The sequence below is a fragment of the Auraticoccus monumenti genome (assembly GCF_900101785.1).
GTDB lineage: Bacteria > Actinomycetota > Actinomycetes > Propionibacteriales > Propionibacteriaceae > Auraticoccus > Auraticoccus monumenti.
In genome coordinates this window covers 551,028-567,336 of sequence record NZ_LT629688.1, presented here as the reverse complement: position 1 = coordinate 567,336, position 16,309 = coordinate 551,028, and the positions used below count along the sequence as shown (strand labels likewise).

12 protein-coding genes and 1 tRNA gene are annotated in these 16,309 nt (G+C 72.9%); 2 read left to right on the top strand and 11 right to left on the bottom strand.

All coding sequences use genetic code 11. The annotated features are described in order from the left end of the window. Nucleotides 1-82: 82 nt before the first annotated feature. The 6 genes from BLT52_RS02605 to BLT52_RS02580 all read right to left on the bottom strand — a co-directional run bounded on the left by BLT52_RS02605 (nucleotide 83) and on the right by BLT52_RS02580 (nucleotide 8,893). Nucleotides 83-2,038 carry an N-acetylmuramoyl-L-alanine amidase gene (locus tag BLT52_RS02605; protein ID WP_090590357.1) on the bottom strand — a complete coding sequence of 652 codons (1,956 nt, stop codon included), beginning with the start codon at nucleotides 2,036-2,038 and terminating at the stop codon, nucleotides 83-85. Between the two features lie 447 nt (nucleotides 2,039-2,485). After that, nucleotides 2,486-3,487 (bottom strand): zinc-dependent alcohol dehydrogenase, encoded by a 1,002-nt coding sequence (locus BLT52_RS02600; protein ID WP_090590355.1) that lies wholly within the window; start codon nucleotides 3,485-3,487, stop codon nucleotides 2,486-2,488. A gap of 888 nt (nucleotides 3,488-4,375) precedes the next feature. Beyond that, the gene (locus tag BLT52_RS02595; RefSeq protein ID WP_090590353.1) at nucleotides 4,376-5,287 is read right to left on the bottom strand and encodes a carbohydrate ABC transporter permease; all 912 of its coding nucleotides are present in this window, start codon (nucleotides 5,285-5,287) and stop codon (nucleotides 4,376-4,378) included. Next, a complete protein-coding gene (locus BLT52_RS02590; RefSeq protein WP_231946465.1) occupies nucleotides 5,284-6,276 on the bottom strand; it encodes a carbohydrate ABC transporter permease in 993 nt (330 codons plus the stop codon). Before BLT52_RS02590 ends, BLT52_RS02595 begins: the two co-directional genes overlap by 4 nt. Beyond that, nucleotides 6,273-7,583, bottom strand: coding sequence for an ABC transporter substrate-binding protein (locus BLT52_RS02585; protein ID WP_090590351.1), 1,311 nt, complete (start codon nucleotides 7,581-7,583; stop codon nucleotides 6,273-6,275). The genes BLT52_RS02590 and BLT52_RS02585 overlap by 4 nt, the downstream gene beginning before the upstream one ends. 266 nt (nucleotides 7,584-7,849) lie before the next feature. Further along, nucleotides 7,850-8,893: a Gfo/Idh/MocA family protein gene (locus BLT52_RS02580; RefSeq protein ID WP_090590348.1), complete on the bottom strand. Its 1,044-nt coding sequence runs from the start codon at nucleotides 8,891-8,893 to the stop codon at nucleotides 7,850-7,852. A 152-nt stretch (nucleotides 8,894-9,045) separates the two neighbouring features. On the opposite strand from BLT52_RS02580, the gene BLT52_RS02575 reads away from it, so the two are divergent. Further along, nucleotides 9,046-9,657, top strand: a complete 612-nt coding sequence (locus BLT52_RS02575) for an LON peptidase substrate-binding domain-containing protein (RefSeq protein WP_197679162.1) — start codon at nucleotides 9,046-9,048, stop codon at nucleotides 9,655-9,657. Between the two features lie 57 nt (nucleotides 9,658-9,714). Here BLT52_RS02575 and BLT52_RS02570 read toward each other — a convergent pair whose 3' ends face one another. Beyond that, a complete protein-coding gene (locus tag BLT52_RS02570; RefSeq protein ID WP_090590346.1) occupies nucleotides 9,715-11,442 on the bottom strand; it encodes a serine/threonine-protein kinase in 1,728 nt (575 codons plus the stop codon). A 420-nt stretch (nucleotides 11,443-11,862) separates the two neighbouring features. On the opposite strand from BLT52_RS02570, the gene BLT52_RS02565 reads away from it, so the two are divergent. After that, a complete protein-coding gene (locus BLT52_RS02565; RefSeq protein WP_197679161.1) occupies nucleotides 11,863-12,648 on the top strand; it encodes an SRPBCC family protein in 786 nt (261 codons plus the stop codon). 149 nt (nucleotides 12,649-12,797) lie between these two features. Here the strand turns inward: BLT52_RS02565 and BLT52_RS02560 are convergent. From BLT52_RS02560 to BLT52_RS02545, 4 genes are all read right to left on the bottom strand, one after another. Continuing rightward, a tRNA-Ala gene (locus BLT52_RS02560) sits at nucleotides 12,798-12,873 on the bottom strand. Between the two features lie 170 nt (nucleotides 12,874-13,043). After that, nucleotides 13,044-14,234 carry an amidohydrolase gene (locus BLT52_RS02555; protein ID WP_197679160.1) on the bottom strand — a complete coding sequence of 397 codons (1,191 nt, stop codon included), beginning with the start codon at nucleotides 14,232-14,234 and terminating at the stop codon, nucleotides 13,044-13,046. After that, entirely contained in the window at nucleotides 14,227-14,997 is a 771-nt protein-coding gene (locus tag BLT52_RS02550; RefSeq protein ID WP_090590344.1) for a gamma-glutamyl-gamma-aminobutyrate hydrolase family protein, read from the bottom strand. Before BLT52_RS02550 ends, BLT52_RS02555 begins: the two co-directional genes overlap by 8 nt. Before the next feature lie 189 nt (nucleotides 14,998-15,186). Further along, complete coding sequence (locus tag BLT52_RS02545) at nucleotides 15,187-16,128, bottom strand: intradiol ring-cleavage dioxygenase (protein WP_090590341.1); 942 nt, start codon at nucleotides 16,126-16,128, stop codon at nucleotides 15,187-15,189. Between the last annotated feature and the right edge of the window lie 181 nt (nucleotides 16,129-16,309).

Genomic DNA, 16,309 nt, shown 5'->3' with positions numbered 1-16,309 from the left:
CCGGCAGGGCGCGTGGCCCTGCCGGGTGTCGTCGGTGCCGGTGGTGAGGAGGTGGGTCCCCGCCGGCTGCGCTGAGGATGGGTCAGCGGTGGCGGATGATCGTCTCCCCGTTCACCCGCGAGATGGAGCCGCGCTCGAAGGTCTGCGTCCAGCCCCCGCTGACGACCTTCTCGTCGGCGGTGGGCAGACCCAGCCGGCCCTTCTCGGCACCGAACTCCCGCCAGGTGCCGTGCAGGCTGCCCTTGACCACGACGGCCTTGGTGCCGACCGTGACGTAGGTGCCCTTCTGCATCCGCTGCACGGTGGCGGCGGTCTTGGTGACGGTCGCGGTGACGGCGGTGGCGCCGGCGGTCGGGGCCCCGATGGTGGCCCGGTCCTTGGCGGTCCGGGCGGCGTGGTGACGGAAGGCCGCACCCTCCAGGACCACCACGGTGCCGCCGACCTCGAACAGCCGTCCACCGCGGAAGGTCTGCGACGGGATGCCGAACTCCGAGGTCACCCGGGCGCTGGTGGGCGCACCGAGGCGACCGCGCAGGGCGGCGTCCTTGCTGTAGGTGGCGAAGAACGAGCCGGTGAGGGCGTGCGTGCCGTTGCCCGAGCTCCAGATGATCCAGCCCTTCTCGAAGCTGTTCATCCGCGCGCCGGTCACGCCGGGCACGTTCTTCTCGTCGCTGGTCGGGAAGCCGAGCGCCGACGTCGCGGTGCCGAGCGAGCGGTACTGGGTGCGCACGGCCCCGGTGGTCCAGAACGCCGCGGTCCGCGGGGAGGCGAACAGGTCGTGGGCCTTGAACTCCCGCCAGCTGCCGTCGGCGACCTTCGCCTCGGGCTTGAGCGGCCAGCCCAGGACGCCGTCGCCGCCACCGAGGGCCTGCCAGCGCTTCCCGATCACCGTGGTGGCGGTCACCGGGGCCGGAGCGGGGGTCGGCGTCGGGGTGGGGGCGGCGACCGGCGCCGTCATCAGCGCCGCGACGCGGTCCCGGAGGGCCGGCATCTTGGAGCGGACGTTGACCCCGGGGCAGGCGGTCGACATCACGTCACCGTGGCCCGCGATCCGGAAGATCGTCTTCCCGGCCAGGGTCACCTTCGACTTCGGGTCCCGACCGTAGGGGGCCAGCTTCCAGGCGATGACCTTGGCCGCGGACTCCATCATCACCGCGGGAGCGGCAGCGGTCTCGTAGTTCCCCATCAGCGACACCCCCGTGGTGCCGGAGTTCCAGCTGGTGGCGTGGGCGCCCAGCACCGGCTTGTCCAGACCACCGGCACGGCCCTCGAAGACGGTGCCGTACTTGTCCACCAGCACGTTGTAGCCGACGTCGCACCAGCCCAGCGTCTTGGTGTGGTAGGCGTAGATGCCGCGGACGACGCCGGCCGACTCGGCCTTGGTGTAGCCGTTGATCCCGGCGGTGTGGTGCACGATCGCGGCCTGGATGGACGAGGTGTAGCTGGGCGTCGGGCAGCGCCAGGACTCGTCGGCCCCCCACTGCGCGCGGCTGACCACGGCCGGCTTGGGCGGCAGGTAGCTGCCCGCGGCGCGGGTGGTCATGGTGGTCTGCGGGGTGGGCGTGGCCGCGTCCCCGGGGTCGATCAGCGCCACGCTCGGGTCGGCCACCGTGGCGCCGGCCGGGGTGGTCATCCGCACCTCGACGCCGTCGGAGTCACCGACGTAGACCGGGTCGGTGCCGGCCCGCTCGGCCTCGGCCGGGGTGGCCGCGATCTCGGGGGCGGCGGTCCAGGCCGTCCAGGTGCCGTCGGTCCGGGTGCGGAACTCGATGGTCGGCTGCACCTTCGCACCGGTCCGCCAGCTGACGCCCAGCGTGGTGAACGGTGCGGTGCGGGAGTCGCGGTAGGTCCAGGTGGTCGGGGACGTCCGCGCGGTGCTGCCGGCGGTCAGCGACTCCTGCACCACGGTGGTCGTGGTGTCGGTCTCGGCAGCGGCGGGGACGGTGGTGGCGAGCACGCTCGCCGCGGTGAGGGCGGAGACGGTGGCGACGGCCAGGACGCAGGTGGCTGGCCGTGACCGGTTCGGGGGAGTGGTCACGAGGGGTCCTTGATCTTCTTCGGGGGAGGCCCTTGCGGGCGCGCACACCGTACGAATGGCGGGCCCCGACCCACAACGCACAGGTGGTATCAATTCGGTGACGTTCTTGAAATGCCTGATCAGAATGCATTTCGGGAGCGGAGAGGGCTCGACCTGGGGTTGAGACCCGGCTCCGGGAAGATGAGCTGCAGGGCGATGAGGGGCCGACCGGGGCCGCGGGGCCCAGCGGCGGGGCCCCTCGACTCCGCCGCTCGACCCCGCGGACGCTCAGGGGTCTCGGCTCGCCGGGTCGCACGGTCATGCGACGACGCGGGCCACGGGTCACCGAGGGGCCTGAGTCAGGCCACACTCCCCCGCGGAGTGGCAGTCCGCCCGGTGGGCACCGGTCCGGACGCTCAAATCATGACACGCGTGCGGGTCGTCGGCCAGAGGGCTGGGCCGGTCGGGTCAGCCGATCTCGGAGGCGCTGAAGCGCACCACGACCTTGTGCCCGCGGCGCTCGGCCCCGGACCGGAACGCCTCCTCGACCTGCTGGGGGTCGTGGACGTCGCTGACCACCGACTCGGCGTCGACGTGCCCGCGCTCGACCAGGGCGATGGCGCGGTCGTAGACCTCCTTCATCCGGCGCACGCAGACCATGGTCAGCCCCTTGCGACGGGCCGCGGAGGCCGAGAACGTGGTCTGGTCCTCGTCGGGGATACCGACCAGCACCACCCGCGCGCCCGGCTTGGCCAGGGTGATCGCCTCGGTGACGGCGTCGGGGTTGCCGTTGACCTCGAAGACCAGGTCGCAGGAGGTGGTCTGCTGCTGGACGTCCTCGGGGGCCAGCACGACGTCCGCGCCGAGACGTGCGGCCAGCTCGCGGCGGTGGGCCAGCGGCTCGACCACGACGAGCCCGGTGGCGTTGGCGTTGCGGGTCAGCTGCAGGATGAACAGCCCGATCGGCCCGGCGCCGACCACGCCGACCCGCATCCCCGGCTTGATGTGGGAGAGGTCGAAGGCGTGGATGGCGACGCCGAGGGGCTCCAGCACCACCGCGGCGGTGTCGCTGATGGAGTCCGGCAGCGGCGTCATGCTGCGGTCGGGCCAGGACAGCAGGTCCTGCATACCGCCGTCACGGGTGCCGTGCCCGGCGAAGATGATGTTCTCGCACAGGTTGTGGTCGCCGCGGTGGCAGTACTCGCAGTGCATGCAGGAGATGGCCGGGTCGACGACCACGCGCTGCCCGGCGTAGCGGCCGGTGAGGGCGGTGCCGAAGAACTCGTGGCCCGGGACCACCGGGTCGGTGATGCGGGAGTCGCCGATGCCGCCGTCGACGAACCAGTGCAGGTCCGAGCCGCACAGCCCGACGGCGTGGATGCGGACCAGGCTCTCGCCCTCGCCGGCGGTCGTGTCCGGCTCCTCGTGCAGCCGGACGTCACCCGTCCCGTGCAGCCTCACCGCGCGCATCCCTCGTCCTCTCGTCGTCCCTCACCCGAGACCCTAACGGGCCACCCACCACCCACCCCACCCACCGCCGCGCCCCCTGGGCCCCGTCCGTGCGCGTCGCCCCTTTGCGTCGCCCTGACTGACTCCCGTGCCGCCACCTGGCGACCACACGCCGCCCCTCGTCGCTCGGCTCGCGACCCGGGAGTCGGGCCGCGCACCCGGCCCTGCGGCGGCGAGTGGCCTCGATGTGTCGGGTCGGGGTCGGGTGAGACGACGCGTGGCGGCGAGTGGCCTCGTCCTCCCCACCGGTTGAGCGGCGGCCTCGTGCGACCGGTTGGCGAGTGGCTTCGACGTGTCAGGTCGAGGTCGGGGAGGCGGCGTCTGGTGGCCAGTCGCCACATCGTGCGCCTCGACCGGGGTCCTCCGCCCGTCGGTTGGGCGGGGGCCGCGTGGTGGGGTGGCGGGTGGCCTCGATGTGTCGGGTCGAGGTCGGGGGAGGCGACGACTTGCGGCCAGTCGCCCCGTCCCCGACGGCGGGGTCCGCCCTGCGGCGACTGTGCTGGGCGAGGTGCCTGGATGTGTCGGGTCAGGGGTGGGTGAGGCGACAGCTCCAGGCGAGTCGCCGGACGTCGCCGGGTGGGGACGTCGGCACGAGGGCTCGACGGCGGCCCGGGCGACGGCGCCCCCGCACCCCGGCGGTCCGGACGACGGCGCCCCCGCACCTCGGCGGTCCGGACGACGGCGCCCGCGCACCTCGGCGGTCCGGACGACGGCGCCGCGCACCCCGGTCCGGCCGACGGCGCCCCGCACCCCGGTCCGGCCGACGCGGCCCGCACCCCGGTGGGTCCGGACGACGGCGGCCCGCACAACCTGGAAGGGTCGTGCGGGCCGCGCGTCGGGTCCTCGCCGTCAGCCCTTCAGGGCTCCTGCGGCGATGTTGGCGATGAAGTGCCGGGCGCCGATGATGAAGACGCCGATCAGCGGGACGACGCTCATCAGGGCACCGGCCATCACGGCGCCGTAGTCGGTGGCGAAGGCCAGGTTCAGCTGGGCCAGGGCCGTCTGCAGGGTCTGGCGCTGGGGGTCGACCAGCACGATCAGCGGCCAGACGTAGTCGTTCCAGGCGGTGATGAAGGTGAAGATCCCCAGGAACGCCAGCCCGCCGCGCAGCATCGGCACCCCGACGCTCCACCAGGTCCGGAAGAAGCCGGCCCCGTCGATGCGGGCGGAGTCGATCAGCTCGTCGGGGATCGAGCCCCCGGCGAACTGACGCAGCAGGAAGATGCCGAACGCGTTGGCCGCCCCCGGGATGATCAGCGCCTGCAGACCGCCGACCCAGCCGATCTCGCTCATCAGCACGAAGCTCGGCACCAGCGACAGACTGCCCGGCACCAGCATCGTGGCCAGCAGCAGCACGAACAGCACGTTCTTACCGGGGAAGTCGTACTTGGCGAAGGCGAAGGCGGCCAGCGAGTCGAACAGCATCACCAGCACCGCCGACAGCGCCGAGACCAGGAACGTGTTCCACAGCGCACCCAGCAGGTCCACGTTGCTGAAGACCGTCTGGATGTTGGTGAGCAGCTCGGGCCCGAAGGTGAGCTTCGGCGGGTAGCCGAAGATGTCGGCCGTGGTCCTGGTCGACATCACCACCAGCCAGTAGAAGGGGAAGACTGACAGCAGCACCCCGACCAGCAGGCAGAGGTGGGTGACGACCCGGGCGACCAGCCCCCGGCGCTGCGCGGAGCGGTCGTCGTCGAGCGGGTTGGGTCCGGGGCCCCCGGCCGACGGGGTGGTGGAGAGGGTGGGCAGGGTGGCGGTCATCGGGTGCTCCCCTCGGTGGCCCCGCGGGAGCGCTTGGACGGCATGCCGTCGCGGTCGCGCAGCAGGCGCCAGTTGATGATGGCGAAGACCGCGGCGATGATGAACAGCGCCCAGGCGATCGCCGAGCCGTAGCCGAAGTCGAACTGGGTGAAGGCCTGGTTGTACTGGTACAGCACGATGGTCATGCCGGCCTCGTTGGCGCCACCGGCGTCACCCAGCAGCACCTGCGGCTCGGTGAACAGCGACAGCCCCCCGATGGTGGAGGTGATCACCGTGAACAGGATCACCGGGCGCAGCAGCGGCACCGTGATCCGGCTGAAGATCTGCCAGTTGTTGGCCCCGTCCACCCGGGCGGACTCGTACAGCTCGGTGGGGATGGACTGCAGTCCGGCCAGGTAGATGATCGCGTTGTAGCCGGTCCAGCGCCAGATCACCATCATGGCGATGGTGATCTTGATGCCCCACGGGTCGCTGAGCCACGCCAGCTCGTTCATGCCGAGCGCGGTCAGGGCCGAGTTGGCCAGCCCGAAGGAGTCGGAGAACACGGAGCCGAAGACGATGGCCATCGCCACCATCGAGGTCACGTTCGGCAGGAAGAACGCGACCCGGTAGATCGACTTGAAGCGGATGTTCTGGTGCAGCAGGAACGCCAGCACCAGCGCGATGAACAGCATCGGGACGGTGGAGATGATCCAGATGATGAACGTGTTGGCGACCGCGTTCCAGAAGCGCGGGTCGGCCACCAGGTACTGGTACTGGGCCAGCCCCACGAAGGTGATCTCACCGATCCCGTTCCAGTCGGTGAAGGACAGGTAGACCGAGAACAGGATCGGGAACAGCCCGAACACCAGGAACAGCACGTAGAAGGGGGCGATGGCCAGGTACTGCGGCCAGGACGCCCGCCAGGAGCGGCGCGGACGGTCCTCGTCGGGCTGCAGCGCGCGGGCGGGGGCGGGGGCGGCGCCGCGCACGGTCAGGTCGGCGGTCACAGCAGGACCCCCCGCTTGCGGAGGGTGCGGTTCGCGGCGTCGACGGCGTCGGCCCAGGCCTGCTCGGCCGGCTTGCCCGTCTCCACGTTCTTGATCTCGCTGCCGAAGGCCGACACCTGCGCCTCGTAGCTGCTGACGTAGGTGGTGGGCACCTCCGCAGCGGCGTCGCTGAAGAACGTCAGCTGGTCCTGGGAGCCGAAGAACTCCCCGCTCCCGTCCATCTCCCCGCTCTCGAAGGAGGACGGGGTCGAGGGGAACAGCTGGATCTCGTTGAAGGCGGTGGTCTGGTTCTCCGGGCTGGTCAGCCAGGTGGCGAAGGCGAAAGCCGCCTCCGGGTCCTTGCAGGTGGCGGGGATGGCCAGGAACGAACCACCGCTGTTGCCGGGGTTGACCGGTTGGCTGGCGAGCCGCCAGCTCCCGCTGGTCTCCGGGGCGGTGTCGGCGAGCACCTCGGCCCACCACGCCGCCTCGATGTGGGCGGCCGTGTCGCCGCTGGTCCAGGCCGCGTTCTGGTCGGTGCTGGTCTGGCGGTTGCCGGTCACCCCGGCCTCCATGGCCATCACCGCCGTGTCCCAGGCCCGCCGGACGGCGCTGTCGGGCTGGTTGTAGAGGGGACGGTCCTGCTCGTCGAAGTAGCGCTCGGGGCTGGCGTTGAGGAACTGGCTGAAGATGAAGAACCCGTAGCCCATCAGCGCCGGACCCTCGCCGCCTCGCCGCAGCTCCACACCGAGCTCGATCAGGTCCTCCCACGTGGTCGCGGCGGCCCCCACCTCCTCGGGGTCGCTCGGCAGCCCGGCCTCCTCGAACAGGTCGGCCCGGTAGTAGAGGCCGGTCGGGCCGGTGTCCATCGGCCAGAAGCAGTGCCGTCCGCTCGGGGTGGTTCCCAGCTTCACCTTCCACGGGTAGTACTGGTCGGCCAGCTCGCGCCCGCCGAGCTCGTTGAAGTCCAGGAACTGGTCCTCGTTGAGGAAGTACAGCGAGCAGTTGGAGTTGATGCCGGTGACGTCGGGGATGTAGGCCCCGCCCGCCAGGCTGGTGCGGAGCTTGGTGTCGAAGGTGCCGCCGATGATGTCGGCGCGCAGCCGGCGGTCCTGGCTGCCGGGGATCTGCTCGGCCGCCTGGGCCAGCAGCGAGGGCGTCACCGAGCGGTTCCAGTACCAGAGCACCAGCTCGCGGGGGTCCTCGGAGATCGAGGTGGGGGAGCCGCAGCCGGTGAGCCCGGCGGTGGCGGCCCCCGCCCCGAGTGCGGCCGCGGTACCGAGCAGGCGCCGGCGACTCAGTCGGGGGATGGGGGGTGATGGGTCCATGGGAAGCCTTCGCTCTCGTCGTCGAGGTGCGGTCGCACTGCACCGCCCGCGGACGAGAGATCGCGTGGCGGCGGCGTCTGGTGCCGTCGTCGTCGACGTCACAGCCGTTCGTCACGCGGCCCTCACGGCCCGGACGGTCTTCGCAGTCTGGCACCGGGGACGCCGGATGCGAAGAGCCTGAGGTGTCGAGGATCACATCGTGATCTGGCCGTGACCGGCGGGCGTCCCGTGCGGGGAAACCGCTTCCTGCGCGAGGGGCGGAGGCGTCAGTGCCAGGCCTCGGTGGACGTCCGCACGGTGGCGTCGGCGGCCAGCGCCTCCTCGACGGCCAGCGCGACGTGGTGGTCGTGGATCCCGTCGGCCAGCGGGTACGGCGGCTCGCCCTCGCCGCGCACCCACGCAGCCGTGCGGTCCAGCAGCGTGGCGATGGCGATCTCCTCGTCCATCCAGCGGCGTCCGCGGTACGGGTTGCGGTAGAGCACCTGCCCGTCGTGGCTCAGGTGCTCGGTGTCGAAGCCGTCCAGGTCGAGGTCGCGCCCGCTGGTGTAGCGGGTGATCTCGGACTGCAGGACGGTCTCCGGCCCGGCGAGGCGGACCACCCGGTCGTCCATCAGCTCGCCGTGGCTGCCGCGCACCAGCAGCCGGCGGAACCGCAGCTGGTTGTGCCACTGGTTGTCGGTGAAGTCGTAGAGCCCGGAGCGGCCGTCGCCGAAGTCGATGGTGGCCAGCACCGTGGCGGCCTCCTTCGGCTCGTCGTCCCCGCTCCAGGCGTCGCGGACCAGGGGGTTCACCAGTGGCGCGGTGGTCCGGGTGGCGCGCACGGTGACCGGGCCCCGTCCCCGACCCAGGAAGCCGCGCATCATCGAGACCGCGTGGTACTGGTGGGTGGAGGAGACGTGCACCTGGGTGGGGGTGCCGATCGCGCCCGAGCGCACCAGGGCCAGCCGGGCCGCGTGGCTGGGCATCAGCAGGTACTGCTCGGCCACCTGCACCAGGTCCGACGCCCCGACCTCCGACCACAGCGCACGTAGACCCTCCAGGTCCGGAGCCGGTGGGGTCTCGGCCAGCACCGGCACCCCGCGTCGGACGGCCTCGCCGATCACCTCCGGGGTCACCGACCACGGCGTCGAGGTGACCAGGAAGTCCGGTCCGGCGGCCAGCGCCTCGTCCAGGGAGCCGAAGGTCGGCACCGGGAGCTCGCGGGGCGTGCGGACCACCGCGCCCAGGCACTCCAGGTCGTCCACGCCCTCGGCCGCCCGCCAGAAGAACCCGGCCCGCCAGCCCGCACCCACCACTGCGAAGGTCGTCATGGCCTGAGCCTAGTGACGGCCCAGGACCCGTCCCGGCGCCCCGCGGCCCCAGGTCGGACCGGGTCCGGGTGCTCCCCGCCGCCCCGGCCCCAGCGGCGTCATCTGCGCACCGACTACCGTGCAGGAGTGACGCCGCTCAGCAGGAGGTAGCCGTGGAGCTCGCGATGTTCCCCCTGGGCAGCGTGCTGCTGCCCCACCTCCCGCTGGGCCTGCGGCTGTTCGAGCCGCGCTACCTGGCCATGTTCTCCGACCTGCTCCAGGCCGAGGAGCTGCGCTTCGGGGTGGTGCTGATCGAACGCGGCCAGGAGGTGGGCGGCGGGGACCACCGCTTCGAGGTCGGCACCCTGGCCCGGGTGGTGGACGCCGCCCTGGACACCACCTCGATCGGGATCACCGCCACCGGGACCGAGCGGTTCCAGGTGGTGCGATGGCTCGAGGAGGAGCCCTACCCCCGGGCGGAGGTCCGGCTGTCCGACCCGCTGGTCTGGGACCCGGCCCTCGACCCGCTGCGCCAGCGGGTCGAGGAGGTGGTGCGCCGCAGCCTGGCCGTGGCCAGCGAGTACGCCGAGCAGCAGTTCGACCCGGACGTGGTGCTGTCCGCGGACCCGGTGGAGTCGAGCTGGCAGCTGGGCGGGATCGCCCCGGTCAGCGAGCTGGACCAGCTGGGGTTCCTGCAGGCGGAGTCGACCGAGGAGCTGCTGACCCTGGTCGAGGCGGCCACCGTCGAGGCCACCGGGATGTGGCGGATGGGCTGGCGGGGCTGAGCCTCGACGCGCGGGGTGCTGGCGGAGACCTGCGGCGCGCGGCGGAGGTGAGCCGGCTCAGCGACCGGAGCCGACGGTGGAGTCGGCGATCTTGAGCACGCCCTCCTCCTCGACCAGCCGGAAGCTCGTCGGCTCCACCAGCACCTGGCCGTCGTCGTAGTAGTAGGTCAGCGTGGCCTGCACCTGGTCGGGCGGCGTGGCGGTCACGTCGCTGGTCTCGACGCGGTCGATGTCGTCCCAGAAGGCCTCGTAGGAGTCCTGACCGCCGGCGGTGCGGTTCTGGTACTCGCTCGTCATCAGGGGCCAGGTCTCGTCGGTGTCCTCGGTCACCAGCGCGTAGTAGCTGGTGATGGCCGTCTGCAGGTCCTCCGCGCTGGGCGAGCCGCCGGTGTCTTCCGACTCCTCGGGCGTGGGGGTCGGCGTGGGGGTGGCCTCGGGCGAGGGGGTGTCCTCCTCGTCCTCCTCCTCGTCCTGCGGGTCCGACGGCGGGGCCGCCGAGGTCGTGTCCTCCGGCGTGGGCTCGGGGCTGGCGTCGGTGGGCTCCGCGGGGGCCGAGGTGGAGGTCTCGGCCGGCGGGTCCGCGACCGTGCCCGGGTCCGGCCGGCCGAGCAGCGGCACGAGGTAGAGGGCCAGCGCCGCGACGGCGACGAGGCTCAGCACCAGCGCCACCACACCGGCACGCCGTCGACCCCGACCGGGGCCCGGCTCGTCCTCGTCGGGCGGCACGGGGGTCCGGGGGACGACGGGCGGGGTGACCGCGGGAGCCATCTGGAAGGTGTCGGGACGGACGTCGCGGGAGGACGCCCCCTGGGCCGCTGCTGCCGCGACCGGTACGCCGCCGCCCGCCCAGCCGGCCCGTGACCCGGACGCCGGGCTGGAGGACCCGAAGCTCATCCGGGTGGGCCTCGCCGGCGTGGGCGGCAGCTGCCTGGTGGGCTCCGGCGCGGGTGGGGCCACCGTGTCCCCGCTCCGGGCCAGCTGCTCCAGCCGGTTGGCCACGTCGCTCATCGACGGCCGCGCCGACGGGTCGGCGGACAGCATCTGCAGCAGCAGCGGGGCGAGCGGGCCGCTCTGCTGCGGTGGCTCGACGGTCCCGGCCGCGACCCGGTGCAGCAGGGCGATCGAGTTGGCGTCGCTGCCGAAGGGCGGGGAACCCTCGGTGGCGGCGTACAGGGTCGCGCCGAGGGAGAAGACGTCGGAGCGGTAGGTGGCGTCCTCGCCGCGGGCGACCTCGGGGGCCAGGTAGGCCGGCGTCCCGTGCACCATCCCGGTGCTGGTCAGGGAGATGTCGTCCAGGGCTCGGGAGATGCCGAAGTCGCTGATCAGCGTGCTGCCGTCCTCGCCGAGCAGGACGTTGCCCGGCTTGACGTCGCGGTGCACGATGCCGAGGTCGTGCGCCGCGTGCAGGGCCGACGCGATCCGCGCACCGAGGAGGGCGACCCGCTCCGGCGCCAGCGGACCGTGGTCGCGGAGCTCGTCGGCCAGGGTGGTGCAGGGGACGAACTGCATGATCAGGCAGGGACGTCCGTCGTCGTCGACCACGTCGAAGACCGACACCGCGTGGCGGTGGTGCAGCCGGGCGGTGATCCGCGCCTCGCGCATGGCGCGGTCGTTGGCCAGCTTGGTGTCGGCCTCGCTGAGCCCGAAGAGCGGACGGAGCTGCTTGACCGCCACCTGCCGCTGGAGCCGCTCGTCCCAGGCCTTCCAGACGACGCCCATGCCGCCGCTGCCGACCATCTCCACGAGGCGGTAGCGGTCGGCGACCAGGCTCTCCGGCACGCTCACGACACCCCTCCGTCCGCTGCAGGTCGCGACGAAGCCTACGGCACCCGTCCGACGCTCCCCGGCCCCCGACGGCGCCCCGGCTACCGGAGCGCCACGCACCGGTCGACGACGCCCTCATCGACGTGGTGGTCGCCTCGCTCGGAGCCTGGGTGCAGGACTGACGCCCGCGCCGCACCTCCTGCATCGGCTGGTCCTCCACCCGTGGGCGGTGCACCGCCGACCTGGGGAGCGGTCGCGGAACCCAGACCCTCGGCACCGACGCCTCGGATCGGCCGGGAGCGGTCGGGTCCGGCGTCCGGGCTCTGGCCTGCCAGCGATTCTGGGCCGACGGCTCGGTTCACCGCCGCCTTCGGGGGTAGTGGACGTGCAGGGGCTGTGAACGTCCCGTACGACCTCGGAAGACCAAAGGAGATCGCTGTGGTGACGAAGGTTGAGAAGTCCGTCATGGTCAACGTGCCGGTGAGCGTCGCGTACAACCAGTGGACCCAGTTCGAGGAGTTCCCGCAGTTCATGGGTGGCATCACCAAGGTCACCCAGCTGAGCGAGGACCGGCTGCACTGGGTCGCGGAGATCGCCGGTGTGCGCCGTGAGTGGGAGGCCCGGATCCTGGAGCAGGTCCCCGACAGCAAGGTGGCCTGGGCCGCGACCGACGGGGCGACGAACGCCGGTGCGGTGACCTTCGAGGACGTCGGCGGCGGCCAGACCTCGGTGCACCTCTCGCTGGAGTACGAGCCCGAGGGTGTGGTGGAGAAGGTCGGCGACAAGCTGAACGTGGTCGAGAACCAGGCCGAGGGCGACCTCGACCGGTTCAAGGCCTTCATCGAGAGCGAGGGCTACGCCAGCGGCGCCTGGCGCGGTTCGGTGAACCCGGGCAGCACCGTCGGCGCCCCGGATGCGGATGACGCCGCGGCGTCCCGTGGTGACAAGGGCACGTCCGGTGTGTCCCCCGCGGCCGTCGCCGCCGGTCTGGGCGTCGCTGCTGCGGCGGCTGCCGGTGTGGCCGCGGCACGCAAGAGCGGCGACGACGACGTCGTGGCCGCTCCGGACGTGGTGGAGACGACCCCGGTCCAGACCACCACCACCCCCGCCGACGTGTCCGCCAAGCCGGACGACGAGCCCTACATCGCCGGCCACGTGCTCAGCCCCGAGGAGATGGCGGCCGGGGTCGAGGACGAGCACGGCAACACCCGCCACCCCGGTACCTGACGACGAGACGGCAGCCGGGTGCGTCGCGCGAGCAGCGTGACGCACCCGGCTGCTGCGTCTGCTGGAGGTCGCCGTCGGGGCCTGTCGGATCGCGCGGTGGGGTGCTCGGGGCTGATCGCGGGCGCGGGGACCGGACGGCTCCGGAGAAGTGGTGGAGCCAAGGGGACTCGAACCCCTAACCCCCTGCTTGCAAAGCAGGTGCGCTACCAATTGCGCCATGGCCCCGCAGGTGAGGAGTGCTCACCGACGGTTGAGCATAAGGCACCGGGGCCGCGGCTCCCAAGCCCGTAGGTGTCCGACGGGAAGCCGCGGCGGCACCCTCCGGATGGCGCGGACCGCCCCGGCTGGACCGGCGCTGCCGAGGGTGTTGACGAGGGTGGCCGCCCTCTGACGGGTCAGGACGTCGCGGGAGGTACCTGTCCGTCGCGGGCGCTGCGCAGCAGCCGTGCGCGGACGCCGGGCGTGAGCGCGGCGTGGATGGCCGTGGTGGCGAGCAGGGTGGCGCCGTCGACCACCGCGCGGTCGCCGGCCTCGGAGCCGGCCAGCCGGGTGAGCTCGACGGTGTGCAGGGCCACGCCGGGGTCGCCGAGACCGATCATCGGGTGGATGCTCGGGAACCGCTGGGAGACGTTGCCCATGTCGGTGCTCCCGGCCCGGGGCCAGGGCGCGGCGGCGGTCCGTCCGACCGAGGCCAGGGCGTCGGCGTAGAACGCGCTCAGATCGGGGTCGGGTCGCAGGTCGGCGTAGCGGGCGGTGGGCTCGGTGATCTCCAGGCCGGCCCCGGTGGCCACGGCGCCCGCCTCGGCGGAGCGGCGGACCACGTCCAGCACCCGGTCCAGCGACTCCAGGTCCGCGGCCCGGGCCATCCAGCGTCCGGCGGCCCGGCCGGGGATGATGTTGGGCGCCACGCCGCCGGCGTCGACCACCCCGTGCACCTGCTGCAGCGGGGCGAGCTGCTGGCGGTTGAGCCCGATGGCGGTCAGCATCACGGTCAGCGCGTCCAGGGCGTTGATCCCCAGGTGCGGGGCGGCGCTGGCGTGGGACTCCCGACCGGTGAACTCCACCGACACCTGGGCCGAGGCGAAGGGGTCCATGGTGAGGACGTCCTCCCCGGCGGCGTGCACCATCAGGGCGGCGGAGGTGCCGTCGAAGGCGCCCTCGTCGAGCATGGTCACCTTGCCGCCGGCGTTCTCCTCCGCGGGCGTGCCCAGCAGCCGGACCGTGATCCCGAGCTCGTCGGCGACGGCAGCGAGCCCGGTGAACGCCCCGAGCGCCGCCCCGGCGATGACGTTGTGACCGCAGCCGTGCCCGATGCCCGGCAGCGCGTCGTACTCGGCCACCAGCGTGATCACCAGCTCACCGGACCCGGCCTCGGCGCGCACCGCGGTGGGCAGGCTGCCGACCCCGAGCTCGGCTTGGACCCCGGTCGCGGTCCCGATGCCCTCGACCAGCCGACGCGCGGAGCGGACCTCCTCCAGGCCGAGCTCGGGGTCGGCGTGGATGGCACGGTGGGTGGCCAGGACGACCTCGCGGGCGTCATCGATGGCGTCGCGGGCCCGTCGGGTGGCGTCGTCGGTGTCAGGCACGGGAAGTCCTCTCCTGCTCCGCGACAGCCCGGGCGAACAACCGGAAGGGGGCGTTCTGCTCCGCGGCGGGGGTGTCGCTGGCCTCAGGGTGCCACTGCACGCCGAGCACCCGCCCGCTGGCGTCCTCGAAGGCCTCGACCAGCCCGTCGTCGGCCACCGCGGTGGCGGTGAGGGCCTCGGCCAGCTGGTCCACGCCCTGGTGGTGGCCCGAGCCCACGCTGATCGAGTCGACCCCGCCCAGCTCGTCGCGGAGCCGTGAGGGCCGCAGCCGCACGGGGTGCCAGACGAAGGCCAGCTGCTCCCCGGGCTCGGGGACGCGGACGTGGGCCACCTCCGTCGGAGGGAGGTCGGCGACGAGCGTCCCGCCGGCGGCCACGTTGAGCACCTGAGCACCCCGGCAGATGCCCAGCACCGGAAGCCCGTGCTCCAGGGCGGTCCGGGCCAGACCGAGGTCGAGGGCGTCCTGCTCGGGGTGGATGTCGTAGACCGCCTCGCTCGGCTCGCCGCCGTAGTGGTCCGGGTCGAGGTCGCCCCCACCGGGCAGCACCACGCCGGCGACGCCGTCCAGGTCGGTGCCCGGGTCGGTGACGACCAGCGGGTCGAGCCCGGCGGCGCGGACCAGGGCCACCACGTCGTGGAAGAGGCGGTTGGCCCCGGACACCCGGGGATCCGCGTGGCCGTCGGAGGACAGCCGGGCCGGTACGACCACGGTCGGGCGGCGACCGCCGTGCTCGGGTGCGGGAGTCGGGTCAGGTGCTGGCACGACCCCGACACTGCGGCAGCCCTGGGCACCGGCGCAACCCTCGGCGGGTCGAGGAAGAGGGCCTGCTCCCGCAGAACCGGTCGCTCAGCGGACGTCTCCGACAGCCGCTCCAGCGGTGTCTGCTGAGCGACCGCTTCTGCACGGTCCCCGACGGGGGTGCTCACCCGGATCCGGACCCAGGGCGGCGGGTCAGGACGGCCGACCAGGCGGAGGACCCGACGGTGCGGTCCCGCCGGCACCACCGGGTGCCCCACCACCGCCGCCCATCCCGCCGCCGGTGGGCTCGGTCGAGGTGTCGACGCCGACGGTGAGGGTGAGGACGTAGCCGGAGTCGGTGTCGCCGGAGGTCGCGGGGAGCTGGCTCTCCGCGCCGTCGCTGAAGACGTTGTCGCTGTCCAGGCTGGTCCGGGCCAGGTTGGCGACCGACGACTCGTAGCCCGGCTCGGCGTAGACCGCCTCGGCCACGTCCTGCGGCACCGCCAGCTGGGAGGTGGCAACCGCGTCGGCGGCGTCGGCGATCGAGGCCTCGTCGGGGTAGACCTCGAAGTGCAGGTGCGGCCAGCGGCCGTCGTAGCAGCCCGGGACGATGCTGGTGAAGCGCACCAGCCCGTCGGCGTCGGCGACCTGCACCCCACGCAGGTAGTTCTCGTCCTCGATGCCCTCGGAGTACATGGAGTAGCCGCCCTCGCGGGTGCAGTGCCACAGGTAGACCGCCGCCCCGGCGTAGGGCTGCCCGGCCGCCAGGTCGGTGACGGTCAGCTCCAGGGTCATCGGGACGCCCTCGGCCGTGCCGGTGGACTCCCCGAAGCTGGAGGTCAGGTCGCTGCGGACGATGCCGCTCTGCTCCAGGACGTCCGGGCCGTTGGAGCCGTCACCGGGGTAGGGACCGGCGGTCTCGTCGGGGATCTCGCCCGAGGACGTCGTGGCGCTGCCGGTGGTCGGCTGGCCCTCGGCCGTCGCGGACACCCCGCAGGCGGCCAGGCCGAGCACCGACAGCCCGCCGCCGAGCGCGGCCAGCAGCCGCCGCCGGCTGGTCAGGGTGACGACGTCGAAGGCGAGACCCTGGTCGACGACCTCGTCCTCGGGGCGGGGGAGGGGACGTCCCTCGTAGGTCGGCTGGTCGGTGGTCATGGCTGCACGCTCCTGGTCTCGGTTGACCAGGTCACTCTCCGCGCCCCACCCCTGCGGATCCCCTGCCCCGGCTGTGCACCTCCTGTCAGCCTGCCGCCCGGACGGGACACGACCCGCACCGAGCTCGGCCTCGGGCCCTGCTCGGTACGGGTCGCGTCCTGCGGTCGGGACGGCTGGCGAA

What these genes read in the sequence shown, in the direction of transcription:
- BLT52_RS02600 (WP_090590355.1), bottom strand. Translation starts at nt 3,487, where the DNA reads ATGCGCGCGGTGAGGCTGCACGGGACGGGTGACGTCCGGCTGCACGAG.
- BLT52_RS02595 (WP_090590353.1), bottom strand. Translation starts at nt 5,287, where the DNA reads ATGACCGCCACCCTGCCCACCCTCTCCACCACCCCGTCGGCCGGGGGC.
- BLT52_RS02585 (WP_090590351.1), bottom strand. Translation starts at nt 7,583, where the DNA reads ATGGACCCATCACCCCCCATCCCCCGACTGAGTCGCCGGCGCCTGCTC.
- BLT52_RS02580 (WP_090590348.1), bottom strand. Translation starts at nt 8,893, where the DNA reads ATGACGACCTTCGCAGTGGTGGGTGCGGGCTGGCGGGCCGGGTTCTTC.
- BLT52_RS02545 (WP_090590341.1), bottom strand. Translation starts at nt 16,128, where the DNA reads ATGACCACCGACCAGCCGACCTACGAGGGACGTCCCCTCCCCCGCCCC.